The sequence below is a fragment of the Micromonospora parathelypteridis genome, from assembly GCF_014201145.1.
GTDB classification, from domain to species: domain Bacteria; phylum Actinomycetota; class Actinomycetes; order Mycobacteriales; family Micromonosporaceae; genus Micromonospora; species Micromonospora parathelypteridis.
Map to the genome: position 1 here is coordinate 3,905,057 of NZ_JACHDP010000001.1, position 25,727 is coordinate 3,930,783.

Here is a 25,727-nt window from a genome sequence, read left to right on the forward strand (position 1 = left end):
GGGCGGCCCGCTCGCGGTCTGCGGCAGGTGGTCGTCGGTGAACGCGGTGGGTCCACTTGCGCGCCACACGGTCCCGCGCGGGAGACTGTGCGGGTGAGCCTCTTCGGACCCCCGCGGGCACCGGGCTGGCCGGTGGAGCTGTCGGACGGCCCGGTGCTGCTGCGGCCCTACCGGCGCTCCGACGCCACGGCGTGGTCGGAGGTGCGGCGGGCCAACCGGGCGTGGCTGGCACCCTGGGAGTCGTCGCTGCCCGGCGGTTGGGACGAGCTGAACTCGCCGGCCGCGTTCCGCTGGGTGCATCGTGACCAGCGCCGCTCGGCCCGTGAGGGTGAGGGCATGCCGTTCGCGGTCTGCCTGCGCGAGGCCAACCGGGATCGGCTGGTCGGGCACATCAATGTGGGCAGCATCGTGCGGCGGGCGCTCTGCTCCGGCTACGTCGGCTACTGGGTGGACGCCCGGGTCGCCGGCCAGGGTGTGATCCCGACGGCGCTCGCCCTCGCCGTGGACCACGCGTTCGGCCCCGCCGGGCTGCACCGGGTGGAGGTCAACATCCGTCCGGAGAACCGGCCGTCGCGGCGGGTGGTGGAGAAGTTGGGCTTCCGCGAGGAGTCGTACCACGTGCGCTACATGCACATCGACGGTGCGTGGCGGGACCACATCGGATACGCGATGACGAGCGAGGAGATCGCTGCCGAGGGTGGCCTGCTGGCCCGCTGGCATCGGGTACGCGCCACCGCCCGGTGAGCCGTCCCACGGACGGGATCGGCGCGGCGCGGTGGTATCCCGGTCGGCGCGCCGTAACCTCAAGTAACTGCAAGCTACGGCAAGCGCTCGCCGGCCGGACGATCCACGCGCCCAGGCACGATCGGTGGAAGATCCTGCGGTCGGGTGGCGGTTGCTTCGAATTCGGTGACGGGAGGGGTGAGGGTGCCGACCTCGGTGCTCCTCGCCGTCCTCGCCGCCGCCGGCCTGCTCGCCCTGGCCCCGGCGCTGGTTCGCCGGTACGACGCCACCGAGCGGCTGGTGGCGGAGCGGGCGCAGTCGACGGCGCGGGTGCTCCAGCGCCGCCGGCGGCTCCGCACTGTGCCGGGACGGCGACCCGTCCACCCTCCGCGCGCACTGATCGTCACCCTCAGTGAGGACGCGACTACTGGAACGTTGACCGCTCCGGTCTCCGCGCCCCCGGCCGGCCGCCGCTCCGGTCGGCTACGCGCCGTGCCGCCCGCACCCAAGCGGTCCCGCCGCCGCCCGCCGCCCCACCGACAGCACACCCCCGCCGTGTACCGGCGTCGCCGGGTGCTCGCCGCTCTGCTGCTGCTCAACGTCGTCGAGCTGATCGGCGTGCTGTTCGTCAGCCCCGGCTTCTGGATCGGCTTCTCGGTCACCTTCCTGCTCCTGGCCGTGTACGTCGTCCACCTACGCGGTCGGGCGCTCGCTGGGCGTCGACGCCGCCTCGCGCGGGCCCGGGAGGCGGCCTGGCTGGCAGCGCGGCAGGCCGAGGTGCGCCGGGAGCAGGCCCGCCGTGCCGCGGCCCGCCGAGAAGCGCAACGCCGCCTGGCCGCCCAACGTGAAGGGGTACGCCGAGCCGCGATGGGCCTGGACCGACCTGGCGACCTGCCGGCGGCGGTAAACGGCGGGTCGGTGTCGTACCGACGGTCGGGCGGGCTGCGCGGGCGCCCCTACGAGGCCGGCCGAGGCGCCTGACCCGATGAGGCGGCAGCACGCCGACCGGCGTGCTGCCGTGCGCGGGCCGGCCGCGGGGTCGGCGTGCTCTCGCGGGCGGCGTGCGCTGGTGCACGGCGGCTTGTCGTGCGCGGCCGGCCTGCTCTCGTGCACGCGGGTTGATCCACTCCAGGTCGCCGACATGGCGGTATCCCGGGCGTTGGATGCCGCCACTTCGGCGAAGTGGAGTCGATCAACGCCAGGCGCGGCGATGGGCGGGTTGATCAGCTCGGGCTGGTGGGAGGGCGACGGTCGGGGTGTCCGGGATGCCCCGAATTTTGGGATGCCGAGTGGATCTTTGGGTGGGCTCTAGTGGCGCGCCGGGGGCGGATTCGCGGTGGGGGCCAGCGACCTGTTAGCCTTGCTGCCGGCCCGCCCGGTGTAAGCCGGGTGGGACCGAAGCCGGTTCGCCGGCGGGGGGCTGTGGCGCAGACTGGTAGCGCACCTCGTTCGCATCGAGGGGGTCAGGGGTTCAAATCCCCTCAGCTCCACCCCAGGAACAAAGGCCGTCTCCGCTAGTCGGAGACGGCCTTTTTCGATCTTGCGCGGCAAGGGATCCGGCTTCGAGGCCGGCAAAGAACCCCAACCGTCTCTCCCGTTCCTCGCCGCTCCCCGCCACCTGCCGATTTCGGTGACAACGGGGGGTGCCGGACCGGCCGGCGGTCTGTGCCGATCAGGTCCGAACGGGCCCGAACAGCCATTCGGTCCGCGGCGACGATCATCGATGCTCTACTCGGTCTCGCGGCAGGCCGCACTGTCCCGACAGGACGGACGGGACACCCTCACACGTCCCTGGCCAAGAGCGACCGCCGCAGCTGACGCGGACACGCTGCGTCCCAACGCGTCCGCGGAGCTTCCCATGTCTCGAGGATCGTCAAGGGGGAGATGAATGCTCAAGTTCCTACCGAAGGTGGGTGGCCGACGACGGGCCACCGGAGTCGCGCTGGGCGTCCTGCTGGCGTCGACATCCGGTGTGGTGGTCGCACCGGCGCACGCCGCGCCGCCGCAGAAGGCTGCGCAGCCCACCCAGGCACCACCGGCCCAGCCCGCGTCACCCGGCTCGCCGGACAAGCGTGTGCTGGGGCCGTCGAACGCTCCGGTCAGCCAGCTCGCCGGACCGATCTCCGTGCCGCTCGGCACCGGGCCGGTCCGCAACGGAACGTTCAGCACGTTCCAACTGACCGACCGGTTGACCGCCCAGGTCAACACCGGCTCGGGAAACCTGCTCATCCGTAGCACCGACCTGGTCCTGCCGGGCATCGCGGACAGCCTCGTGCTGGGCGCGGCCTACAACAGTCTTCTCACCGGCAGCGAGGTGCCGACCGGCTCGCTCGGCTACAGCTGGCGTACGCGGGCCGGTGTGGACGTCAGGCTGATCAAGGCGGACGACAACTCCGTCACGTACGTCGCGGCCGACGGCGTCATCGGGCGGTTCACCCCGAGCGGGTCCGGCTACACCGCCGCCAAGGAGTTCAAGGCGACGCTCACCACCGACGGCACCGGGTGGAAGGTGGTCGAGCACGACAGCGGCCGGAAACTCTTCTTCACCTCAGCCGGGCAACTGGACCGCAGCCAGGACCGCAACGACGGCGTCACCGACTACAGCTACGACTCCAGCGGCCGGTTGACCACGTTGACCTCCAACCGGGGCGCCACGGGCGTCCGCACCGCGAAGGTGCTCTACGGCTCGAACGGCTACCTTTCGGCGATCGAGCAGACCGTCGCCGGTGGGCAGTACCGCAGCGTGAAGTACAGCTACGCCAGCAACGGCAACCTGACCCAGATCCGTTCCGCCACCGGGACGGACACCCGTTTCGAGTACGACTCGTCGCGGCGGGTCACCATGATCTCGGGCGGTATCCAGGGCTCCGCGCTCGGGAACGCCACCACGATCACCTATGACGCGGCGCACCGGGTCACCTCGTTGACCAGGGCCTTCCAGCCGGAGAACCCGACGGCGGGCGCCACCACCCGGTGGGCGTACCCGTCGGCCACCCAGACGCTCGTCGCCGACGCCAACACCAACCAGTCGCAGCCGGTCACCTCGGTGCCGCGCAGCACGTACACGGTCAACGCCGACAAGCGGGTGACGAGCCTGGTCGACCCCGATGGCAAGGTCCGCAACTTCTCCTACACCCCGAACCTGGACCTGGCGTCGACGCAGAGCGGCACCGGCGCAACCACCACGATCTCGTACGGGGCGAACGGTGGGCAGTCGCCGACCCAGGTCGTCACGCCGACCGGGGCGAAAGCCTCCCTCGCCTACGTGAACGTGGCGACACCCACCAACCCGACGGCGAACTTCCAGCCGTCGTCCGGCTCGGACAGCCAGGGCAACAGCACCTCGTACACGTACAACGGGGCGGGCAACCAGCTGTCCACGACGGACGCCCTGGCGGCCGTGGCCATGGTCGAGTACAACACCGACGGCACGATCGCCTCGTCAACCGACCCCGGCAACGGCACGAACAGGACCACCTACCAGTACGACGCCAACAAGCAGCTGACCTCGATCACCCCACCGACGGGGACGACGCTCGGCGCTCGTCAGTTCAGCTACGACGAGTTCGGCCGGGTACGCACGGCGACCGACGGCACCGGACGGACCCAGGAGTACGAGTACGACCTGGACGACCGGGTCACCCGGATCAAGTACTCGGACATCCCCGACGTCGCCTACGAGTACGACGGCGGCGGCAACGTCTACGCCCGCATCGACGGCAACGCGTACCAGAACTTCTTCTACGACCGGCTGAACCGGCTCACCGGCCGACGGACCGGCAGCGTCGGCGGGTTGTGGTACGTCTACGACCCGGTCGGCAACCTCATCGAGCAGCAGGACGAGCGCGGCAGCTCGTACTACACCTACAACGCCCGCAACCTGCTCACCAAGCTGGTGGCCGCCAACGGCACCTACACCTTCGGGTACGACGACGAGGGGCAGCGCACCTCCACCAGGTTGGCGGTCTCCTCGGTGACCGTGGCCGAGACCGTCAACACCCTCGACCAGTCCGGCCGGATCAGCCGGACCACCAGCAAGCGCTGGCAGGGCGGCACGGCCAGCACCGTCTTCGACGTCTCCTACTGCTACGCCAAGCGGGTCGGCACCTCGGCCTGCTCGACCGTCAAGGCCGACGACACCGGCCTGCGGCAGTGGCAGACCGACCACCACCGCGCCGGTGCGGTGAGCCTCTACACCTACGACAAGGGCAACCGGCTCACCAAGGCCACCGACATCGACGGCAAGACCTACGACTACGCGTACGACAGCAACGGCAACCGCACCTCGGAGAAGGTGAACGGGGTCACCAGGCAGACGCTGACGTACAACGCCGGCAACCAGATCACCAGCTCCGGTTACTCCCACGACGGGGCCGGCAACCAGCTCGGCGGTTCGGCGCTGCGCGACTTCGAGTACAACTCCGCCGGGCAGCTGATGCGCGGCTTCACGGCCGGGGGCGCCGAGCTCGGTTGGGCGTACAACGGGGCCGACCAGATCGAGCTGGGCTGGAAGGGCACGCCCCGGTTCGAGTACGAGTACTCCTTCGGCCGCAACGACCAGAACGGCCAGAGCGTGGTGCAGAGCTACACCGTGCCGGGCACCTACGGCCGGCACTTCGTCGAGCGTGACCAGCTCGGCACGCCGGTCGGTTTCCGGGGCAAGACCGGTAGTACCTTCCACCACTACTTCTACGTGTTCGACGGGCTGGGCTCGGTGGTCGCCCTGATCAAGTACGACGGCTCACTGTCCGGCTCCTACACCTACGACCCGTACGGCAAGGTGGTCAAGACGGTTGGCAGCAGCAACGAGATCATCGACAACGCGATCGGTTTCGCCAGCGGCACCCGTCACGACGACCTGACCAAGTTCGGTCGGCGCTGGTACGACCCGAACACCGGGCGCTTCACCCAACAGGACAGCCTGAGCTTCCTGGCGAACCCGGCCATCGGTAACCGGTACGCGTACGCCGCCAGCAACCCGGTGAACTATGTCGACCCGACCGGCCTCGCACCCAGCGCCGCCTGCTTGCTAGCCCTGGGGGCGTCTGTGGCTGGAGCGCTGGGCACGGCCGCAGCAGTTGCCACAGCAGCCGCCGCCGCACCGCTGACGCTCGGGGCCTCCCTGGGCGTCGCCGCAGCGGGCGTAGGTGCGCTCACCGCCAGTGCGGGTGCGATCGTCGCCTGCAAAGCATGAGCACCTCACCGGACTGGGGCTACCCCGTCTGATGGTAGGCGGTGGGCGGGCCGATGCGCGGCGCGCCCACCGCCTCACACGACGCGATCTCGTGAAGGATGCGCTCACCGGGGCTACCACCGGCACTGGTCTGTCGATCAAGGAGTTGTGGTGGGTGACAAAGCGGCCGCCATGGCATCAAGCCGGCACCACAACTCCATGATCGACGGGGTGGGCGGGTCACGCCTGGTCACATGAGGATCGCGTTCCTCGACGTGGAGCACCAGACACTGTTCTTCGTGCGGTAGGACATGCCCTAGGAGAAGCGTTCGGTCGTCACCGGTATCAGGCCGTGCTCCCGCAGGACGTCCGTCAGGTCGGACAGCGTCGGACCCACCGCCCCGGTGGCGGCGGTCCTCAGCAGGACGGTCACGTCGAGACACCAGGCGAGGGTGTGACCGACCCGTCGCAGGTCCCAGGTGAACCGGTCGCCATCCCGGTCGAGACGACCGCTCGCGACCGATGCGCCGGCTCCGTCCTTGGGCGTCTGCCAGGCCGCCCGGAGGCCCGCCACCTGCTCGGCCAGCAGATCCTTGGCGAACAGGACGCGGTACACACGCCGCTCGTGAAAGCCGGCTGGTGGCTGCGCGGGGCCGAGCCGCAGCGGCGGGGCAGTCGCGATCGGTTGGTGGTCACGGAAGTACGTTCGAAGCGTCGTCTCGTCGGGCAGGTGCCCGCCGCCGAGCGCGCGGTAGACGCTCTCGGCCTCGCGACGCCGGGTGGGCACCACCCGAGCGAGCACGTCGGGGTCGGTGCGCATGCTGAGGCTCACCGACGCGGAACTCCACCAGCCGGAAGCCGGCGTCCAGCCCGCGCTGTCCAGACCGGTCGTCGAGTGATCGTGGTGGTGGGTGAACTCCTCGACGACGATCCCTTCCGGATCGGCGGCTGGCTCATGGTCACCGTGCGGAGCGAGGACCAGGTAGTAGTCCAGGGATGGTCGCGGCTCGACCACCTCAACGGTCGCCGACACGGGTGTCGCGCGCAACGGGTCGGTGGTCATCACCACAACCGTAGCGAAGGAGAACGGCTAGCATCCGGACCTCTACGTGAGGAGCCCAGATGACAACGACGGCCCAGACCCGGTTCGGCATCGTCGGCAGCGGCTGGCGGGGGGAGTTCTTCCTACGCCTGGCTCGGCTTCTGCCGGAGCAGTTCCGGGTGACCGGGGTGGTGACGCGTACCGAATCACGAGGTTCCGTGGTGGCGGCCGAATGGGGCGTGGAGACCTTCCGCACGACCGCCGAACTGCTCGCTCACGAGCGACCGGACTTCGTCATCGTGTCGGTGCCCTGGCCCGTGACCCCGGACGTGACCCGCGAGCTGGTCGCGGCCGGCGTACCGGTGCTCGCCGAAACGCCACCCGCCCCCGACCTGGCGGGGCTGGGCTCGCTCTGGGCCGACGTCGGGGGCAGCGGTCTGGTGCAGGTCGCCGAGCAGTATCTGTTGATGCCGGGGCATGCGGCCCGCCTGGAGCTGGTCCGCGCCGGGGTGCTCGGCGAGCCGACCTCGGTCCAGATCTCCTCGACGCACCTCTACCACGCGGTCTCGCTGATCCGTGGCCTGCTCGGCGTCGGGTTCGACGCCGCAGAGGTCAGCGCGCGGACCTTCGTCGCGCCGCTCGCCAACCCGCTGTCACCGGCTGGCTGGAGTGGTGACGGCACCCCGCAGCAGCTCACCACCACCCTCGCGACAATCGATTTCGACGGGCGGATGGGGTTGTACGACTTCACCGACAACCAGTGGTGGAATCCGCTGCGTGCCCGTCGGCTGGTGGTGCGGGGTTCGCTCGGTGAGCTGGTCGACGACCGGGTCGTGCGCCTGGTCGACCCGACCACACCGGTGGAGTCGACCCTGGTGCGACGGCAGACCGGTCTCGACCTGAACCTGGAGGGGCTCGACCTGAAGCACATCAGCTTCGACGGCGACGTCGTCTATCGCAATCCGTTCGTCGGCAGTGGAATGTCGGACGACGACATCGCGGTGGCGGACATCCTCGCGCGCACCGGTGCGTGGGCACGAGAGGAGGGCCCGGCGCCGTATCCCCTCGCCGAGGCCTGCCAGGACCATCTGATCAGCCTCGCCATCGAAGAGTCGGTCCGCACCGGACGGCCGGTCGTCGCCGCCACGCAGGCGTGGGCACGGTGACCCCGCGGGATCCTGCGCTGTCTATTCCCTGACACGCCGCAACCGTGGAGCCTCCCCACGAGTGGGAACGGGTATCAGTCGATGCCCGGGAGCACCCGGGCCCACACGGGGAGCAAGGATGACGTACACCGTTCGACGCAGGATGCTTGCGGGCACCGCCGCCGCCGGGCTGCTGGCCACCTCCCTCGGCGTCGCCGTCGCCGCACCGGCGACCGCCGCGACCGGCAGGCCGGTCCTCGGCAATTGCAAGATCAGCACGCTGCCGTACCCGACCGACACCTACCGTGCCGACGCGAACGCGATCGACCCGACGGGCCGCTTCGTCGCCGGCACCGCCCTGCGGATCGAGGAGACCGGCAACCAGTACCTGCTGCTGTTCTGGGACGGGGATCGGCTCACCGAGGTCGAGGCACCGAGCATGGCGACCCCCGCCGACATCAACGAAGACGGCGTCGTGATCGGCAACGGCTGGTCCGAGAGCGGCGACGGCCAGCCGTGGCGGTACCGCGACGGCCAGGTCGAGCAACTGCCGGTGGTGCCGTCCTCCACTGGCATCGACGTCACCGCCATCAACAAGGCCGGCGACATCGTCGGCCACGGCACGGACGTGGACACCAACGAGTTCTTCGTGCTGCGCTGGCCGGCCGCCCGGCCCGGCACGGTCGAGGTGCTCGACGTCCCGGCCAACGCCACGCCGTCCGGGATCACGCCGAACGGAACCATCGTCGGCATGGCCGGGGACTTCGGATACTGGACCGGCTGGGTCCGTCGGCCGAATGGCCGGATCAAGGCACTCACGGTCCCGGGCAGTCAGTCGACCGTCGTCAGCGCGGCGGCGGGGCACTGGGCGGTCGGCCACGTCGACCTGGGCGGTAGCAGCCGGCTCGGGGTGCGGTGGGATCTCCGGGACGGCTCGTACACGCCGCTCGACGAGCAGTTGAGCACGATGGACGATGTCAACGCCAAGGGTGTCGTCGTGGGCGGCGACCGGGTCGGGCGCGGTGCCAACTCCCGGGAGTTGCCGGGCGGCGGCGTCGGGGTGGGCATCGGTGCCCGGAGCATCTCCGACACGGGCACCATTGTCGGCTTCCGCAATGCCGAGCGTCTCACCCCGGTGCGCTGGACGGGCTGCTGACCTCAGGCTCGGGCAGGTGAGGACGGAGGGCGAGCACCGCGTGCGGTGCTCGCCCTCACGCCCACTGACGGGGCCGGCCCCACCTCGCGGTCTTACGGCTTCCCGGTGCCGGAGGTCCCGATCGCGTTGGAACTGATGCCGTCGGCCCGGTTGGCACCGATGACGAGCGCCACGATGCCGCCCGCGCAGCAGAGCAGGGTGAGTACGGCCGCGGTGACCGCGACGACCACGGCGGTCTTCTTGGAGGCGTTCGTTCGCGCCGGTGGCGGTGCGATGAGGGGATAGCCCGGCACGCGAGCCGCCGGGCCGCCAGCGCCCGGGTGCCCACCGCCGGCAACCGGATACGCGGCGCCCGAGAACGGCGGCTGCGGTGTCGCCACGAACGGATGGGTCGGCGGCTCCGGGTTGGACTGCTGGCGGTACTGCGGCCCGACGGGGGGCTGGGGGTGGGGGTGGGTCACCGTACTCCTTGACGCCTTAAAACGTGCGGTTCGGGAACTTCGCCGACGCTACCGTGCGTGGCCGACCGCCCGGTCGCCGCGCCGGATCGCGTCCCACCGATGGCGATGATGCGCAGGTCGGCCGGCCTGGACGGCGTCCGGCCGTGGATCGGCCGCCACAGTGGACCCGGTGGCCCATCCGTCGCTCTGGGTGAGCACGCCAGCTAACGCAGGGATAGCACGGCGGCGGTGCGGACCAGCCCGTCGGCGACCACGAAGCGGCCGCTGATCGATGCTGGTGCGTCGTCGGCAGTCGCGGCGTCCACCCGAGCCTGCGCGATCCGCGCCGTGAACGTGCCCGCGTCCGGATCAAGATCGAGCCGAGCGTCGTGGAAGTCCAACCAACTCTCGACGATCGGGTACCAGACCTTGTAGACGGTCTCCTTGGCACTGAACAGCACGATCGGCCAGTGGATGCCGCTGGGCAACCGCGCGCAGTTGGCCTCCTCCTCGGGCAGCAGCACGAGTCTGCGTACTCCTGGATTGACCTCGCGGTGCAGCTCGGCGTCTATTCCGACGGACCGGATGTCGGTGGTGTGCGCCGCCGCGGCGGCGCAGTAGCCGGTGGTGTGGGTGATGGCACCGACCACCCCAGCGGGCCAGACCGGCGCACGGTCGGCGGCGGCCGGTACGGCGGTCGGTGGCAGGCCGAGATGGGTCAGAGCCCTGCGGGCGCAGGCCCTCCCAGCGGCGAAGTCCCGCCGGCGGGTCGGCACGGCCTGCTCGCCGAGGCACGCCTGCTCGGCGGGGAGCAGCTCGCTGGCCCAGTCGGCCGGACCGGCGACGGCCACCGCGACCGTCGACGGCAGCAGATCACGCATCGCCGCCGCCTACCGGTGGGTAGGAATGGAGCATCGAGTCAACCGTCAACTTTCCGACTCCCACAACCGGAGAAGGTACCGGAAGGATGTAACACCGGAGGGCTGCGTGCCGCTCTCCCTGATGGCTCCGGGGGGACCACCATCGAACACTGGCCGGGCACGGCAGCCGGCCAGTCCCGTGGACATCTGGAAGGACGTGCGATGACCGATGGTGCGGAACGGCCGGGGGTGCGGGCTGATGATCACGCCCCGAAAACCCCCTGCTGGAGCTGCCGCTCCTGCGGTGACGAGTGGCCGTGCGCGACGAAACGCAGCCGGCTGCTGGCGGAGTACGGGGGTGACCGGGCGATGCTCAGCGTCTACCTGGGCTCCTGCCTCGCCGCCGCCACCGAGGATCTGCGCGCCGCCCCGGTGATGTCGCTCCAGGACCGGTTCATTGGCTGGTTGCCACGCGGCCCCCGGCGTAGCTGACCGCTGGTGGCCCCGCCGCCGGGCGGGGCCACCAGCGGGGCCGGACGGCTCAGCGACGCCGGGGCCGCCGGGTCATCGCGAAACCGACGACGCCGGCCACGGCGGCGAGCACGCCGCCGATGCCGGTCCAGACCCAGCGCGAACCGAGGTCCGGCAACCAGTCCGCGAGCGGGTCGCTCTCGTCGTCGGCCTCCGGGTCCACCGGGGGTACGGCGTTGAGCACCGTGCCCGCCTTGGTGTTCGGCACCAGCGGTGCGGCCAACTCACCGTCGTCGGCCGAGGCGCCCCGGTCGGCGATGGTGCCGACCAGCAGGTCCACGTCGATCGGCGCACCCAGATCCGGCTCCGGCAGGTCGATCACGGAGAGCCGGACGACGTACGTGCCGGGCAGCGGATCGGCCGACCAGGGCTCCGCCCACGGCCGTACCTCGCGCAGCGTGCAGCCCAGCGCCACGCTCGTCGCCTTCGCGTCCACGGTGGGGGTCTGCGCCCCCGCGGTGCACGCCTGGCGTCGGCGCAACCCGTCGAAGACGTCCACCGTCCAGGTGGAGGCGCCGCTGCGCCCCTTCGGGAAGGTGACGGTGGCACTGATCTCGTGCACCTGACCGGCCGTCGCCGGGAACGACCAGTAGAGGTGGTCGCCGATCGAGGCGTCGACCCGTACCGGTTGCCCGGCGGCGATCGGGGTGGCGCTGAGGAACGACGTGCCGGCCCGGTTCACGGGCGTGGCACCGGGGGAGGGCGTCGGGGCGGCGACGGCCGCGGCGGGAAGCAGCGCGGCCCCGCCAGTGGCGAGCAGCGCCGCCAGCGACCGGAACAGTGCGGTTCGCATCAGTTCTCCCTCCAGGTGGCGACCCACCAGCGGGTGAGCAGGCCGGCGAGCAGGCCGGTGATCAGCCCGGCAACGGTGAGCAGGGCGAGCAGCACCCAGCCCCGGCCGAGGTCCGGTCCGTCCGGTGCGGGGGCGGCGGCGACCACATCGATGGTCAGCTCCACCGGCATGCCCGGGGTCGCTGCCGTGCCGGGGCGGGGGGCGAACGAGTTGCTGACCACCAGGCAGACGGTGGTGGGTTCGACGACCGCTGCGGCGGTCTCCTCGGCCTCCGCGGCATCCTCATCGTCGGCGGTGGCCGACCAGCGCAGCCCGGCGGAGAGCACGTCGGCCCGCCCGCTGCCGGCGTCCGCGCCTCGGACCAGTTCTCGACCGTCCGCTGCGGTGGCCCGCAGCAGCACCCCGTAGTCCCGGTTCACGGGGCGGTCCAGCGCCATGCTGACCGACGCCCGAAGCTCCTGCCCGGGGCGTACCGGCACCCGGTAGTAGCGGTGCTCGGAGAACGCCTCCCGATCGGCGTACACGCCGGGGGCGAGCAGCGGCGCCGAAGGGCAGGCGTCCGCGCCGCCGACCACGGTCGGGGCCCGGGTGTGCGTGTCGCCGGCCCGCTCGACGAGTTGCTTGATCCGGTCGGTCAGCTCCTCGGCGCTCTGCGCGGCGGTGTAGGTGCCGCCGGTCGCGCTGGCGATGCAGAGCAACTGCCGGCGGACCTTCTCGTCGGGGGCCAGGCCGAGGGTGTCAACGACCAGGCTGGTGCCCTGGGCGGCCAGTTCCCGGGCCACCTCGCACGGGTCTGGTGGGGCGCAGGTGTCCTCGCCATCGGTGATCAGCACGATCCGCCGGGTGGTGGCCCCGGTGCCCAGGTCCTGTGCGGCGGAGCGCAGTGCGAGGCCGACCGGTGTGAATCCGGTCGGCCGCAGCGTCGCCACGGCGGCCTTGGCCGCGGACCGGTCCACCGGGCCGACCGGCACGATCTGCTGCGTGTCCTGGCAGCCGACCTTCTTGTCCTTGCCTCGGTAGGTCGCGCCGAGCACCCGGATGCCGAGCTGGGTCTGCTCCGGCAGGGCGTCCACCACCTCGTTGAAGGCCTGCTGGGCCACCGAGATCCGGCTGCGTCCGTCGATGTCGGCGGCGCCCATCGAGCCGCTGACGTCGAGCACCAGCTCGACCCGGGGAGGCTCCGGCACCGGCTCCTCGTCGGCCTGCGCCGGGACCGCCCCGGCCAGCGCGGTGGTCGCCAACAGTCCGCAGAGGACGGCCGCCGATCGTCTGAAGTTGATCACGGGCCGCAGTGTAGTGAGATCCACTTTGGATGATCACTTGGGTCGGCGTAGCTCTTCGCCCTGGCGCCCCGACCAGCCCGACGACCGCCTCTGACCGGCCATTTTCGCGCTCTGGGTCCACGTCAGGTCACCCTCGGTCAACTGCTCACTAGCAAGTATCGGCCCGGCCGCCATCCGTCGGAAATCTGACTTAAGTCGACCCGTTGTGCCGGTGGTGCGCGGTGGTTAAGCTCTTCATGCGCGCCCCAATCGCCCGCTTCCCCCGTGGCAGGCGATCGGGGCGCGCGTCTTTGTCAAAAGGGCCCGCACGCTTCAAGCGTGCGGGCCCTTTTCCGTCGCGCTGTGCGGCGCGTCGCCTGTCGGTGCTTATATCCACCGACCGTCGAGCCACATCCGGGACAGCCAGTCCGAGTACGGGATCACCTTGCCGACGAAGATCGGATAGAAGTACGCGAAGCAGAGCCCGACCAGCAGCACGTACGCCCCGGCCGCGACGCTGCCCACCAGCCGGCGTTCGTAACTCGGGTCACCGGGCACCAGCGGCGCCACCTCACCCACGTCACCCCCGGCGGGTGCGATCAACGCGCCCATCACGTACACCACGGCGAGCACCAGGAAGGGCACCACCGGGGCGGCGTAGAACGAGAACATCGTCCGGCCGTCGAGGGCGAACCAGAACCACGGCAGCAGCCCGGCGGCCACGGTGAGCAGGATCGCGCCGGCCCGCCAGTCCCGACGGGCCAGGCCCAGCCAGGCCAGCGCCGCCAGGGCGGGCAGGAACGACCACCAGAGCAGCGGGGTGCCCAGCAGCAGGATCTCGGAGGCGCAGGTCGGCGCGCCGCAGACGCCGTCACCGGAATAGTGGAAGGCCACCGGCCGGCCGAGTAGCAACCACTGCCACGGCCACGACTGGTACTTGTGTGCGTCGTCGAGCTGGGCGTGGAAGCCGTACGCCGCCCGGTGGTACTCGAAGAGGTTGATCAACGGGCCGATCACCGGGCGGTCGCTGAGCGGGGCGCTCGGGTAGGCCGACGCGAGCCGGTAGTAGCCGTCGTCGGTGATCAGCCAGCCGGACCAGGTGGCGAGGTAGGTGCCCAGCATCAGCACGCCGGCGAGCACCAGCCAGGGCAGCTCGTCGAGCAGGGTGTCCCGCCAGGGCCGGCGGACCCCCGCCGAGCGGCGGACGCCGACCTCCCAGAGGATCACCAGCAGTGCGAAGACCGGCACGAAATACAGTGCGCTCCACTTGACCGCGCAGGCGCAGCCGATCAGCACCCCAGCCGCCAACCGCCACCACGGCCAGGTGCGCCAACCGGTCGGCGGTCGGCCGGCACGCCCCGGCTGGCTCGGGTCGAGCCCGTCGTCGAGCGCCCGCGCCCAGCGGCGGCGGCGGGAGTCCCGATCGAGCACCAACGCGCCGAACGCGGCCAGCACGAAGAAGAGCAGGAAGATGTCGAGCAGTGCCGCGCGGGACAGCACCAGGTGGAAGCCGTCCAGGGCGAGCAGCAGGCCGGCGGCGCAGCCGAGCACCGTCGAGCGGAACATCCGCCGACCGATGCGGACCAGCAGCAGGACCGACAGGGTGCCGACCACGGCCGCCGAGAACCGCCAGCCGAACTCCGGCGAGGTGGTCAACAGGTGCCCGGGGACGGAGACCTTCGACTCGGCGTCCTGATAGCCGAAGGCCCACTCGCCGAGGCCGATCAACCACTTACCCAGCGGTGGATGCACCACGTACGACGGGACGTTGTCCTTGTAGTTCCACTCGACGCCCCGGCTGATCAGCCCGTAGCCGTCCTTGGCGTAGTACGTCTCGTCGAAGATCTTGGTCTTCACGCTGGACAGCCCGACGAAGCGCAGAATCGCCGCGATGGCCACCACCACCGCTGTGGCCAACCAGGAGACCCGGTCCAGTTGGCTGTCGACGGTGGCGAACCGCCGCCGGACCTGGGCGGGCAGACTGCCGCGACCGGCGGGCGGTGCCGTCGGCTCCTGGTCGGGGCTGGGCTCGCCGGTCACCTCGACCGTCTTGGCAGGATCGGCGCTCGGGCTCTGCGCTGTCGACGCACTCGTCACCCGGCGATCGTAGGCTGCCAAGGTGCCCGGTGGCGTCCGTCGTCCCTGATACCGGTACCAACTGTCGATGAAGGAGACGAATTCGTGGGTGAAATGTCCGAAGTTGGGCGCCTGATCCTGCTCGGTGCCCCGCTCGGCAACCCCGCCGACGCCTCGGCCCGATTCCGGGAGGTGCTGGTGAGCGCCGACGTGGTCGCGGCCGAGGACACTCGCCGACTCACCCGGCTGGCCCGCGATCTCGACATCACCGTCGGAGGTCGGATCGTCTCCTACTTCGAGGGCAACGAGGAGCGGCGCACGCCGGAGCTGGTCGAGGTCATCCTCGGCGGGTACGTGGTGGCACTTGTCACCGACGGCGGGATGCCGAGCGTCTCCGACCCCGGCTACCGGCTGGTCCGGGCCGCGTTGGAGGTCGGGGCGCCGATCACCGTCGCCCCCGGGCCGAGTGCCGTCACCACCGCACTGGCTGTCTCCGGCCTGCCCTGCGACCGGTTCTGCTTCGAGGGCTTCCTGCCCCGCGCCCCCGGCGCCCGTCGGTCCCGGCTGCGCGCGCTCGCCGCCGAGGAGCGAACCCTCGTCTTCTTCGAGGCCCCGCACCGGATCGGCGCGGCGCTCACCGACCTGGCCGACACGTTCGGTGCGGACCGGCCGGCCGCGCTCTGCCGCGAGCTCACGAAGACCTACGAGGAGGTGCTCCGCCGCCCCCTCGGCGAGCTGGCCCGGTGGGCAGCCGAGGGGGACCCGCGCGGAGAGATCACCCTCGTCGTGGCCGGCGCACCGGTGACCGCCCCGGAACGCCCCGACGACGAGACCCTTCGCGCGGCGGTCGCCGAGCGCGAGGCCGCCGGCCGGTCCCGCCGGGACGCCATCACCGACGTCGCCACCGAGTACGCGCTGCGCCGCCGGGACGTCTACACGATCGTGCACAGCTGACGGACGCTCCTGGCCGCGCCGCCACCATCAGGCGCCGTCACCGGGCGTCGGTCTTCACCAGGCGGCGGCCAGGAAGCCGACGGTGATCAGCACCGGGCCGGCGATGGCGGCGGCCACGGCCCAGCGGCGGTGCCGGCGGCCGGGCAACCGGGCCGACCCGGTCCACCGGACGATGCCGGCGGTGCAGCCCAGCACCACCAGCAGGCCGGGCAGCCAGCGCAGGTGCCGGCCCACCCCGGCGTCCGCGTACGCGGTGCCGCTGTCCGGGCCGGTCATCCGGGCCGTCAGCGACGTGCCGGCCGCGTCCCCTCCGGCGGGCACGCCGCTGACCTTCACACCGTGCGCAATGAACCGCCCGTCCTCCGCCGTGAACATCCCTCGACACCGCTGGGTGAGTCCGCCGCCGGTGCAGTCGTCGATCACCACCGTGCCCACCCGGGCATGCCCGACCGCGAGCCAGAACGGGCCGGCGCTGACCCAGGCGAAGAAGGCCACGACAAGGCTCAACACCACCAGCGCGGCGAGCCCGGGCAGCGGATCCGGCGGTGGGGCCGTACGGCTGGGTGACCGGCGCCCCGGCCACCGGAAGCTGCGGTTTCGCTCCGGCGACGGGTCCTCCCGGACCGGGGTGCCGTCCCAGTGCACCTCCTCGATCGGTGCCCAGAAGGCGCTGTCGTCGTCCGGCGGCGTGTCACCGGGGAGCCGACGATCCCGGTGCCGGCGGCTCTGCTGTCGAACGGGCACCCGACTCGGCACCGCGTCCACCGGCGCCCCGGTGGTCGGCTCCATCTCGACGGCCCCCGCGTTTGGCTGCGCGGTGGCGGGTGCCGAGCCGGCCGTCGGGCCCGGCGAGCTGGGCCGGGCCGGGCTGGGTACGGGCGCCGCGGGACCCGGACGGGCCGGGGTGGGCGCCGGCGCGGCGGGCGTCGGGCGGACCGGGGTGGCGGCGAGTTCCGCGGGACCGCTGCGCCTCGGCGCGGCCGCCCGTCCCGATGGCGCAGCCGGCTGTTCCCCCGGCCGACCGGCTTCCGGCTCCGGTTCGGGGCTCGGCCGTGGTTCGGGGCTCGGCCGTGGGGTGGGACTCGGTCGCTGTGCTGGACCCGGGTCGATGCCGGGCACCAACCGGGGCTGGGGCGCGACCCCGGCGCTGCGGGGCGCGGCGGGCTCGGGGCCGGGGTCGTCGCCGACCGCCGGCCCGGTGGGACGGTCCTCATGGTCCCGTGCCGCTCGTCTGCCAGTCACGAGGTTCATTGCACACCGGTCAGGGAGGCGGAATGGGCAGCTGAGCCGCGTGTCGGCGACAAATCGGACCAATGGACGGGGTGGTCGGACCGGTCCGCCTGCGCGGCACCCCCTATTGGTTCGCGGGCGCCCCGGACGGGTCACTAGGCTTGCTGCTCATGAGTCACGTTCTCGCGGCAGTGGCCTGGCCGTACGCCAACGGCCCCCGCCACATCGGCCACGTCTCCGGTTTCGGCGTTCCCTCCGACGTCTTCGCCCGGTACATGCGGATGGCCGGCCACGACGTGCTCATGGTCTCCGGCACCGACGAGCACGGCACCCCGATCCAGGTGCAGGCCGACGCCGACGGGGTGACCCCGCGCGAGCTGGCCGACCGGTACAACAGGGTGATCGTCGAGGACCTGCACGGCCTCGGCCTCTCCTACGACCTGTTCACCCGCACCACCACCCGTAACCACTACGCGGTGGTGCAGGAGTTGTTCGAGGGGATGTACCGCAACGGTTACATCGTGCCGAAGACCACCATGGGCGCCATCTCCCCGTCCACCGGGCGCACCCTGCCCGACCGCTACATCGAGGGCACCTGCCCGATCTGCGGGTACGACAGTGCCCGCGGCGACCAGTGCGACAACTGCGGCAACCAGCTCGACCCGATCGACCTGATCGACCCGAAGTCGCGGATCAACGGGGAGACCCCGAAGTTCGTCGAGACCGAGCACTTCTTCCTGGACCTGCCCGCCCTGGCCGAGGTGCTGCGGCAGTGGCTGGACACCCGGGACGGGTGGCGGCCCAACGTGCTGCGGTTCTCCCGCAACCTGCTCGACGACCTCCAGCCCCGGGCGATCACCCGCGACCTGGAGTGGGGCGTGCCGATCCCGCTGGACGGCTGGCGCGACCGACCGGACAAGCGGATCTACGTCTGGTTCGACGCGGTGATCGGCTACCTGTCCGCCTCGATCGAGTGGGCCCGCCGCTCCGGCGACCCGGAGGCCTGGCGGCAGTGGTGGTCCACCGACGGGGCCGGCAAGGACAGCCAGTCCTACTACTTCATGGGCAAGGACAACATCGTCTTCCACTCGGTGATCTGGCCGGCGCTGCTCTCCGGCTACTCCGGCGAGGGCTCCCGCGACGGTGAGCCGGGCGAGCTGGGTCGGCTGAACCTGCCCACCGAGGTCGTCTCCAGCGAATACCTGACCATGGAGGGGCGCAAGTTCTCCTCGTCCCGCAAGGTGGTCATCTACGTTCGCGACTTCCTGGAGCGCTACGACGCCGACGCGCTGCGCTACTTCATCGCCGCCGCCGGCCCGGAGAGCAACGACACCGACTTCACCTGGGCCGAGTTCCTCCGCCGCAACAACGACGAACTGGTCGCCGGCTGGGGCAACCTGGTCAACCGGTCCGTGTCGATGGCGGCGAAGAACTTCGGGGCGATCCCGCCGGTCGACCCGGCCGGGCTCACCGAGGCCGACGAGGCGCTGCTCGCCACCGCCCGGGCCGGGTTCGCCGTGGTCGGTGACCTGATCGGCCGGCACCGGCAGAAGCAGGCCATCGGCGAGGCCATGAAGGTCGTCGCCGAGGCCAACAGGTACCTCTCCGAGCAGGCGCCGTGGAAGCTCAAGGACGAGGCGGACAAGCCTCGGATGGGCACCATCCTGCACGTCGCCCTCCAGGTGATCAGCGACGCCAACACGCTGCTCACCCCGTTCCTGCCGCACTCGGCGCAGCAGGTGCACGAGCTGCTCGGCGGCACCGGCGTGCACGCGCCGATGCCGGTGATCGAGCAGGTCGACGACCTGGACGGCGGTCCGGCGTACCCGATCCTCACCGGGGACTACACCGTCGGCGCGCGTTGGGAGTCGGTGTCGCTGGAGGCGGGCCGACCGTTGGCAGTGCCGAAGCCGGTGTTCCGCAAGCTCGACCCGTCGATCGTCGACGAGGAGCTGGCCCGGCTGGCCGACTGAACGCACGACGCGCGGCGGCAGGGGTCCCCTGCCGCCGCGCGACGTCACATCGCGTACCGGGTGTCCATCACCTGGTCGTCGGTCACCTCGGCGCCCGGTGCCCAGGCCTCGTAGACGCCACGTTCGTGGCACTGCGCACCGGTCGTGACCACCGCGTCCGGGTTCGGGTAGCGCAGTCGCATCCGCAGCCAACCGGCCTCCTCCCGCAGCACCAGGCAGGGCACGCCCCGCCACTGGGCGAACCGGAGCCGGCGGGCCACCGCATCCACCGGGTAACGGGCCGCCCGGGTCATCGCCAGCACGCGGAACCCGCCGGGCAGGTCGGCCACCGCCTCGTACTCGCTGTCGCCGTACATGCCCACCAGTTGGGTGGAGCGCGGGGCGTCCGAGTTCGGCACGTACTCCTGGTCCGGGGAGATGTCCGGCACCGCGGCCAGCAGGTGCCGCCACTGCGGGCCCACCATCCGCAGCCACCCGCGCTGCTCGGCCTGGTAGGTGTAGAGCACCACCTCTACGCCCTCCGCCGGGTAGGCGATCAGGGCGGCGTTGGCCGGCATCGGCAGGTCGGCGAAGTCCCGGGTGATGAACTCCGGGATGAGCTGACCGTTGCTCGGCACGAAGCCGGTGCCCAGCACCGGCGCGCCGAGCCGGTCCCGGGATGCCAGCGCGGTCAGGCCACGGTGTGCCTCGCCCACCGGCACGTCGTAGTCGCCCGGGTCGGACGCCCGCCAGCGCAGGGCGTACGCCACCTCAGAGCCGTCCCGGCCGACCTCACCGTCGGTGCGCAGCACCGTCGTCGTCGCCGGCGTACGCAGATGCGCCACATCGTGCTCGCGGTAGCAGAAGCCGTGCGGCAGCCAGCCCCGTACGTACCCGGCGAGCTGCCGGGCAGAGAGCATCTTCACCATCCGGGTACCCCGCCGGACCACGGCCGACGCGCGTGCCACCGTCAGCGTCGGATCACCCGCGGCGGCCGGCTGCTGGCTGAGCTGGTGCAGGTACGCCCAGCCCCGCTCGCGGTGGGCGGGCATCATCAGCGGCGTCTCCGGCTCGTCGGCCGGCTCTGTCGCTCCGTGCACCGCGGTCACCTCGGTGACGTGCACGAACCGGCGCCACGGCAGGGCGCTGCCCGGTCGGGGCGCCCACTCGAAGCCGGCCACCTCGTCGGCGCTGAACAGCTCGTACGCGGCGCCTCGGGCAATCTCCTCGGCGGGGTAGACGCCGCCTCCGAACGCCACGTGCAGCCCGGTCCGTTCACCGGCGGTGCCGCCGACCTGGGGGGTGACGCTCATGCCGTCACCTTCCTCTGCTCGGTGAGATGGGGGCCGCCACGCTGATGCGTCGGCCCGGTGGCGCACTCAGTCCGCTCATTGCCAGCACTCCGCTTCGCTCCGTGCCGTCGCTTCGCGCCACGCTGCCGCGCCTGCCGGTTCGCTCGCCGCGCTCGCTCGGAGGCGACGGTAGAGTCGCGCGACGTAGCCGAGGTGAACGTCGGGTGGCGGGCAGATGGACAGGCCCGGTGTGTGATGCTGTCGCTGATGAGCGAGCCGACTGAATCCCGTCGAGAGCGTGCCGCCCGGCGGGCCGGAGAGTTTCCGCCCGCCCCCGAGCCGCTGCCCCGGCCGGTGCTGGACAGCCACACCCACCTGGACATCACGGTCAGCGAGGCCGGTGTGCCCGGCGGCGGTCCGGCCGACGACCCGGTCGCCGTGGCGATCACATTGGCCGCCAAGGTCGGCGTGGACCGCCTGGTCCAGGTGGGGGTGGACGTCGCCTCCTCCCAGTGGGGCGCGGACACCGCCGACCGGTACCCGGCCGTGCTGGCCACCGTGGCGCTGCACCCCAACGAGGCGCCCCGGCTGGACGACCTCGACGAGGCACTGCGGGAGATCGAGTCACTCGCCGCCCGCGACCGGGTCCGGGGGATCGGCGAGACCGGAATGGACTTCTTCCGGACCGGCGACGAGGGGCGTGCCACGCAGGAGGAGAGTTTCCGGGCACACATCGCCATCGCCAAGCGGTACGGCAGGACGCTTGTCATCCACGACCGGGACGCGCACTCCGACGTGCTGCGGATCCTCGACGACGAGGGCGCTCCCGAGCGGGTGGTGCTGCACTGCTTCTCCGGTGACGCGGACTTCGCCCGCGAGTGCGTCCGCCGCGGCTACCTGCTCAGCTTCGCCGGCACCGTCACCTTTGCCAGCGCCAACGCGTTGCGCGAGGCCGCCGCGCTCACCCCCCTGGACCAGATTCTGGTGGAGACCGACGCCCCGTACCTCACCCCGACGCCGCACCGTGGCCGGCCGAACGCCTCGTACCTGATCCCGCTCACCGTCCGCGCACTGGCCGCGACCACCGGCAGCGACGTGGACGAGTTGTGCGCGGCCATCTCCGCCAACGGCGACCGGGCCTTCGGCCCGTGGTGAGCCCGGCCCGACGGCCGGCTCCGACGCCGCCGTTACGCTGCCAGGCATGACCGGTCTCCTCGGCCCGGCGGAGATCCGGGAACTCGCCGCCCGGCTGGGCGTCGCGCCCACCAAGAAGCTGGGCCAGAACTTCGTGCACGACCCGAACACCGTGCGCCGGATCGTCAACGCCGCCGGCCTGACCCCCGACGACGTGGCCCTGGAGGTCGGGCCCGGGCTCGGCTCGCTGACCCTGGGGCTGCTGCCGGTCGCCGGGCACGTCCACGCCGTGGAGATCGACCCGGTGCTCGCCGGGGCGCTGCCGGAGACCGCCGCGCGGCACGCCGGGGCCGATGCCGGCCGGCTCACCGTGCACCGCGCCGACGCGCTGCGCATCGACCCCGCCGAGCTGGCGGATCCGCCGCCGACCGCGCTGGTGGCGAACCTGCCCTACAACGTGGCCGTGCCCGTCGTGCTGCACCTGCTCGCCGTGCTGCCCACCCTGCGGCACGGCCTGGTGATGGTGCAGAAGGAGGTCGCCGACCGGCTCGTCGCCGGTCCCGGCTCCAAGGTGTACGGCATCCCGTCGGTCAAGCTCGCCTGGTACGCCCAGGCCCGGGGCGCCGGTCGGGTGCCCCCGAACGTGTTCTGGCCGGTCCCCAACGTCGACTCCGGCCTGGTCGCGTTCACCTGCCGCGAACCACCTCGAGCCGACGTACCCCGGGAAGAGGTCTTCGCGGTGGTCGACGCGGCGTTCGCGCAGCGGCGCAAGACGCTGCGGGCCGCCCTGGCCGGCTGGGCCGGCGGCCCGGACCGGGCCGCCGCCGCCCTCACCGCGGCCGGCGTCGACCCCGGCGCCCGGGGGGAGTCACTGACCGTCGAGCAGTTCACCGCCATCGCCGCGTCGGCTCCGGCCGGTACGCGGGCCGCGAAGTAGGCTGACGCCGTGCCTGAGGAGCTGATCTTGACCGAGCTGTTCGACATTCGTCTGCGCGTACGGGACATCACCCCGTGACCGAGGCCTGGCGACCGGACGGCGAGGACGAGCGACGCGGGGCCATCGGCCCGGTGAAGGTCCGGGTGCCCGCGAAGGTCAATCTGCACCTCGGGGTTGGCCCTCTTCGCCGTGACGGCTACCACGAGCTGAACACGGTGTACCACGCCATCTCGATCTACGACGAGCTGACGGCCCGCCGGGGCGACACTCTCGCCCTGACCATGGAGGGCGAAGGCACCGGGGAGTTGGCGTTGGACGACACCAACCTGGTGATCCGCGCGGCGCACGCCCTCGCCGGGTACGCGGGCGTGCTGCCCCACGCCCGACTGCACCTGCGAAAGCAGATCCCCCTCGCCGGTGGGCTGGCCGGCGGTAGCGCCGACGCGGCCGCCACGCTGGTGGCCTGCGACGCGCTGTGGGGCACCGGGCTGTCCCGCGACGAGTTAGCCGGGATCGCCGCGGACCTCGGCTCCGACGTGCCCTTCCTGATCTACGGCGGCACCGCGCTGGGCACCGGCCGGGGCGAGGCGATCAGCCCCGTGCTGGCCCGCCCCACCTCCTGGCACTGGGTGGTGGCGATCGCCGACGGCGGCCTCAGCACCCCGGCCGCGTACCGCGAGTTGGATCGGCTCCGCGACGCCGGGTCCGCCGGTGCGCCGCTGGGCAGCACCGACGCGCTGCTGGGTGCGTTGCGCCAGCGTGACCCCCGGGTGCTCGCCCGGACACTCGGCAACGACCTCCAGGACGCCGCGCTGGCCATGCGCCCGGCGCTGGCCGACACCCTCAAGGCCGGTGAGGCGGCCGGCGCGCTCACCGGCATCGTCTCCGGCTCCGGGCCGACCTGCGTGTTCCTCGCTGCCGACGGGGCAGACGCGGAGCGGATCGCCGCCGAGTTGACTGCTGCGGGCGTGTGCCGGGAGGCCCGGGTCGCGCACGGCCCGGTCGCCGGCGCTCGCGTCGGCTGACGAGGCGTCCCACCGGGCGCGCGGCGAGGGCATCCATGTCGTCCGCGTACCCTTGGGTCAGGCGTCCAGGTGCCCGCCGGCACCGGGACGCTTTGATCATGAAGGGTGGAACGTGGCGAACATCGTCAATCTGGACCGGGTGTCCAAGGGGTACGGCGCCGCAGGGCGGCTGCTCACGGACGTCTCGCTCGGCCTGGACGACGCCGACCGGATCGGCGTGGTCGGCCTCAACGGTGCCGGCAAGTCCACCCTGCTGCGGTTGCTCACCAAGCAGGAGGACCCCGACGACGGCCGGGTGACGCACCGCCGCGACCTGCGCGTGCTCTGGCTGCCGCAGCAGCTCACGCTCGCCCCCGACTCCACCGTCCGGGACGTGGTGCTCGGGACCGCCTGGCTCGACGAGGGCATGGGCGCCGAGCACGAGTGGGCCGGCGACGCCGGGGTCCGTGCCATCCTCGACGGCCTCGGTATGCCGCACCTCGGCCTCGACCAGCCGGTCGGCCCGATGTCCGGTGGCGAACGGCGGCGGGTGGCGCTCGCCGCGCTGCTCGTCCGCGACTCCGACCTGCTCATCCTCGACGAGCCCACCAACCACCTCGACGTCGGCGGTGTCGACTGGCTGGCCCGGCACCTGGTCGGCCGCAAGGGCGCCCTGGTCGTGGTCACCCACGACCGGTGGTTCCTGGACGCGGTCTGCACCAACACCTGGGAGGTCGCCGACCAGACCGTCCGGGCCTACGAGGGTGGGTTCGCCGCCTGGACCCTCGCCCGTGCCGAGCGTGAACGCGTCGCCGCCGCCACCGAGGCCCGCCGGCAGAACCTGCTCCGCAAGGAGATCGCCTGGCTGCGCCGTGGCCCGCCCGCCCGGACCTCCAAGCCCCAGTTCCGCATCGACGCCGCGAACGCCTTGATCGCCGACGTGCCGCCGGCGCGCGACACCATGTCCCTGCAGCGCATGGCCACCTCCCGGCTCGGCAAGCAGGTGTACGACCTGGAGAACGTCGAGCTGCACGCCGGCCCCAAGGAGATCCTGCGCGACGTCACCTGGCTGGTCGGTCCCGGCGACCGGATCGCCATCCTCGGTGCCAACGGCGCTGGCAAGACCACGCTGCTGCGGATGCTGGCCGGCATCACCCGCCCCGACGGTGGCCGCCTCGGCACCGGCTCCACCGTGCGACCCGCATTCCTCTCTCAGGAGCTCAGTGAGTTGCCCGGGCACCTGCGCGTGCTCGAAGCCGTCGAGGAGGTCGCCCGCAGGGTGCAGCTCGGCGATCGGGAGGTCTCGGCCGCGCAACTCGCCGAGGTGTTCGGCTTCGACGACCGCCGGCTCTGGACCCCGGTCAGTGACCTCTCCGGTGGGGAACGCCGCCGGTTGCAGATGCTGCGGCTGCTCGCCGGCGAGCCGAACGTGCTGCTCTTCGACGAGCCCACCAACGACCTGGACACCGACACCCTCGCCGCGCTGGAGGACCTGCTCGACTCGTGGCCCGGCACGATCATCGTGGCGAGCCACGACCGCTACCTGATCGAGCGGGTCACCGACACGGCGTACGGGATGTTCGGCGACGGCCGGCTGGTGCACCTGCCGGGCGGTGTGGACGAGTACCTTGCCCGGACCGCGGAGCGGTCCGGCAGCCCTCGGGCCGGGGCCAACCCGACGGCTGTGACCACCAGTCCGACCGCGAGTGGCATGTCCGCCGCCGAGGTCCGTCAGGCACGCAAGGAACTGACCCGGTTGGAACGGCAGCTCAGCAAGCTCGACCAGCGCGAGACCACGCTGCTCGATCAGCTCGCGACGGACGCCACCGACTACGCCCGGGTCGCCGAGTTGGACACCCAGCTCAAGGATCTGCGCGCCGAGCGGGAGCGGATCGAGGAGAGCTGGATGACGCTCGCCGAGGAGCTTCCCGAGAGCTGACCGGGCCGAACGCGCCGGCCCGGGGGCCGTGTGCGGCGTCACACCGCCACATGCGGGACAATCGTCGGCGACACCTCACCCCAC

Annotated in this window: 20 protein-coding genes and 1 tRNA gene; 13 read left to right on the plus strand and 8 right to left on the minus strand. The window is 71.9% G+C overall.

The window, feature by feature from the left end:
- Nucleotides 1–93: 93 nt before the first annotated feature.
- From HNR20_RS17680 to HNR20_RS17695, 4 genes are all read left to right on the plus strand, one after another.
- Nucleotides 94–744: a GNAT family N-acetyltransferase gene (locus HNR20_RS17680; protein WP_184181238.1), complete on the plus strand. Its 651-nt coding sequence runs from the start codon at nt 94–96 to the stop codon at nt 742–744.
- Between the two features lie 177 nt (nt 745–921).
- A complete protein-coding gene (gene sepX, locus HNR20_RS17685; RefSeq protein ID WP_184181240.1) occupies nt 922–1,704 on the plus strand; it encodes a divisome protein SepX/GlpR in 783 nt (260 codons plus the stop codon).
- Between the two features lie 435 nt (nt 1,705–2,139).
- A tRNA-Ala gene (locus HNR20_RS17690) sits at nt 2,140–2,213 on the plus strand.
- Between the two features lie 398 nt (nt 2,214–2,611).
- Nucleotides 2,612–5,917: an RHS repeat domain-containing protein gene (locus tag HNR20_RS17695; RefSeq protein ID WP_184181242.1), complete on the plus strand. Its 3,306-nt coding sequence runs from the start codon at nt 2,612–2,614 to the stop codon at nt 5,915–5,917.
- 295 nt (nt 5,918–6,212) lie between these two features.
- On the opposite strand, the gene HNR20_RS17700 is transcribed toward HNR20_RS17695, so the two are convergent.
- On the minus strand, nt 6,213–6,959 hold the full coding sequence (locus tag HNR20_RS17700; RefSeq protein WP_184181244.1) for a hypothetical protein: 747 nt from the start codon (nt 6,957–6,959) through the stop codon (nt 6,213–6,215).
- Between the two features lie 59 nt (nt 6,960–7,018).
- On the opposite strand from HNR20_RS17700, the gene HNR20_RS17705 reads away from it, so the two are divergent.
- Nucleotides 7,019–8,104, plus strand: a complete 1,086-nt coding sequence (locus tag HNR20_RS17705) for a Gfo/Idh/MocA family protein (protein ID WP_184181246.1) — start codon at nt 7,019–7,021, stop codon at nt 8,102–8,104.
- A 118-nt stretch (nt 8,105–8,222) separates the two neighbouring features.
- On the plus strand, nt 8,223–9,239 hold the full coding sequence (locus HNR20_RS17710; RefSeq protein WP_184181248.1) for a hypothetical protein: 1,017 nt from the start codon (nt 8,223–8,225) through the stop codon (nt 9,237–9,239).
- Nucleotides 9,240–9,331: 92 nt separating this feature from the next.
- Here the strand turns inward: HNR20_RS17710 and HNR20_RS17715 are convergent, their stop codons facing one another.
- Together HNR20_RS17715 and HNR20_RS17720 are read right to left on the minus strand one after the other, a co-directional pair.
- Nucleotides 9,332–9,700, minus strand: coding sequence for a hypothetical protein (locus HNR20_RS17715; RefSeq protein WP_184181250.1), 369 nt, complete (start codon nt 9,698–9,700; stop codon nt 9,332–9,334).
- A gap of 203 nt (nt 9,701–9,903) precedes the next feature.
- Entirely contained in the window at nt 9,904–10,560 is a 657-nt protein-coding gene (locus HNR20_RS17720; protein ID WP_184181252.1) for a 4'-phosphopantetheinyl transferase family protein, read from the minus strand.
- A gap of 201 nt (nt 10,561–10,761) precedes the next feature.
- Between HNR20_RS17720 and HNR20_RS17725 the strand changes: the two genes are divergently transcribed.
- Nucleotides 10,762–11,031: a hypothetical protein gene (locus HNR20_RS17725; RefSeq protein ID WP_184181254.1), complete on the plus strand. Its 270-nt coding sequence runs from the start codon at nt 10,762–10,764 to the stop codon at nt 11,029–11,031.
- A 49-nt stretch (nt 11,032–11,080) separates the two neighbouring features.
- On the opposite strand, the gene HNR20_RS17730 is transcribed toward HNR20_RS17725, so the two are convergent.
- The 3 genes from HNR20_RS17730 to HNR20_RS17740 form a co-directional block, all read right to left on the minus strand.
- Nucleotides 11,081–11,863 carry a peptidase gene (locus tag HNR20_RS17730; RefSeq protein WP_184181256.1) on the minus strand — a complete coding sequence of 261 codons (783 nt, stop codon included), beginning with the start codon at nt 11,861–11,863 and terminating at the stop codon, nt 11,081–11,083.
- Nucleotides 11,863–13,146 carry a VWA domain-containing protein gene (locus HNR20_RS17735; protein WP_184181258.1) on the minus strand — a complete coding sequence of 428 codons (1,284 nt, stop codon included), beginning with the start codon at nt 13,144–13,146 and terminating at the stop codon, nt 11,863–11,865. Before HNR20_RS17735 ends, HNR20_RS17730 begins: the two co-directional genes overlap by 1 nt.
- Nucleotides 13,147–13,512: 366 nt before the next feature.
- Nucleotides 13,513–15,165, minus strand: a complete 1,653-nt coding sequence (locus HNR20_RS17740; RefSeq protein ID WP_229687046.1) for a dolichyl-phosphate-mannose--protein mannosyltransferase — start codon at nt 15,163–15,165, stop codon at nt 13,513–13,515.
- A 150-nt stretch (nt 15,166–15,315) separates the two neighbouring features.
- On the opposite strand from HNR20_RS17740, the gene rsmI reads away from it, so the two are divergent.
- Entirely contained in the window at nt 15,316–16,155 is an 840-nt protein-coding gene (gene rsmI / locus HNR20_RS17745) for a 16S rRNA (cytidine(1402)-2'-O)-methyltransferase (protein ID WP_221310698.1), read from the plus strand.
- A 54-nt stretch (nt 16,156–16,209) separates the two neighbouring features.
- Here rsmI and HNR20_RS17750 read toward each other — a convergent pair whose 3' ends face one another.
- Nucleotides 16,210–16,944, minus strand: coding sequence for a hypothetical protein (locus tag HNR20_RS17750; RefSeq protein WP_184181264.1), 735 nt, complete (start codon nt 16,942–16,944; stop codon nt 16,210–16,212).
- A gap of 611 nt (nt 16,945–17,555) precedes the next feature.
- Here HNR20_RS17750 and metG point away from each other — a divergent pair.
- Nucleotides 17,556–19,358: a methionine--tRNA ligase gene (gene metG, locus HNR20_RS17755; RefSeq protein ID WP_184181266.1), complete on the plus strand. Its 1,803-nt coding sequence runs from the start codon at nt 17,556–17,558 to the stop codon at nt 19,356–19,358.
- A gap of 44 nt (nt 19,359–19,402) precedes the next feature.
- Here the strand turns inward: metG and HNR20_RS17760 are convergent, their stop codons facing one another.
- The gene (locus HNR20_RS17760; protein WP_184181268.1) at nt 19,403–20,650 is read right to left on the minus strand and encodes a hypothetical protein; all 1,248 of its coding nucleotides are present in this window, start codon (nt 20,648–20,650) and stop codon (nt 19,403–19,405) included.
- Between the two features lie 234 nt (nt 20,651–20,884).
- On the opposite strand from HNR20_RS17760, the gene HNR20_RS17765 reads away from it, so the two are divergent.
- From HNR20_RS17765 to HNR20_RS17780, 4 genes are all read left to right on the plus strand, one after another.
- The gene (locus HNR20_RS17765; RefSeq protein ID WP_184181270.1) at nt 20,885–21,784 is read left to right on the plus strand and encodes a TatD family hydrolase; all 900 of its coding nucleotides are present in this window, start codon (nt 20,885–20,887) and stop codon (nt 21,782–21,784) included.
- A gap of 46 nt (nt 21,785–21,830) precedes the next feature.
- Entirely contained in the window at nt 21,831–22,700 is an 870-nt protein-coding gene (rsmA, locus tag HNR20_RS17770) for a 16S rRNA (adenine(1518)-N(6)/adenine(1519)-N(6))-dimethyltransferase RsmA (protein WP_184181272.1), read from the plus strand.
- A gap of 74 nt (nt 22,701–22,774) precedes the next feature.
- Nucleotides 22,775–23,725 (plus strand): 4-(cytidine 5'-diphospho)-2-C-methyl-D-erythritol kinase, encoded by a 951-nt coding sequence (locus HNR20_RS17775; protein WP_184181274.1) that lies wholly within the window; start codon nt 22,775–22,777, stop codon nt 23,723–23,725.
- Nucleotides 23,726–23,837: 112 nt separating this feature from the next.
- Nucleotides 23,838–25,643 (plus strand): ABC-F family ATP-binding cassette domain-containing protein, encoded by a 1,806-nt coding sequence (locus tag HNR20_RS17780; protein WP_184181276.1) that lies wholly within the window; start codon nt 23,838–23,840, stop codon nt 25,641–25,643.
- Nucleotides 25,644–25,727 lie beyond the last annotated feature (84 nt).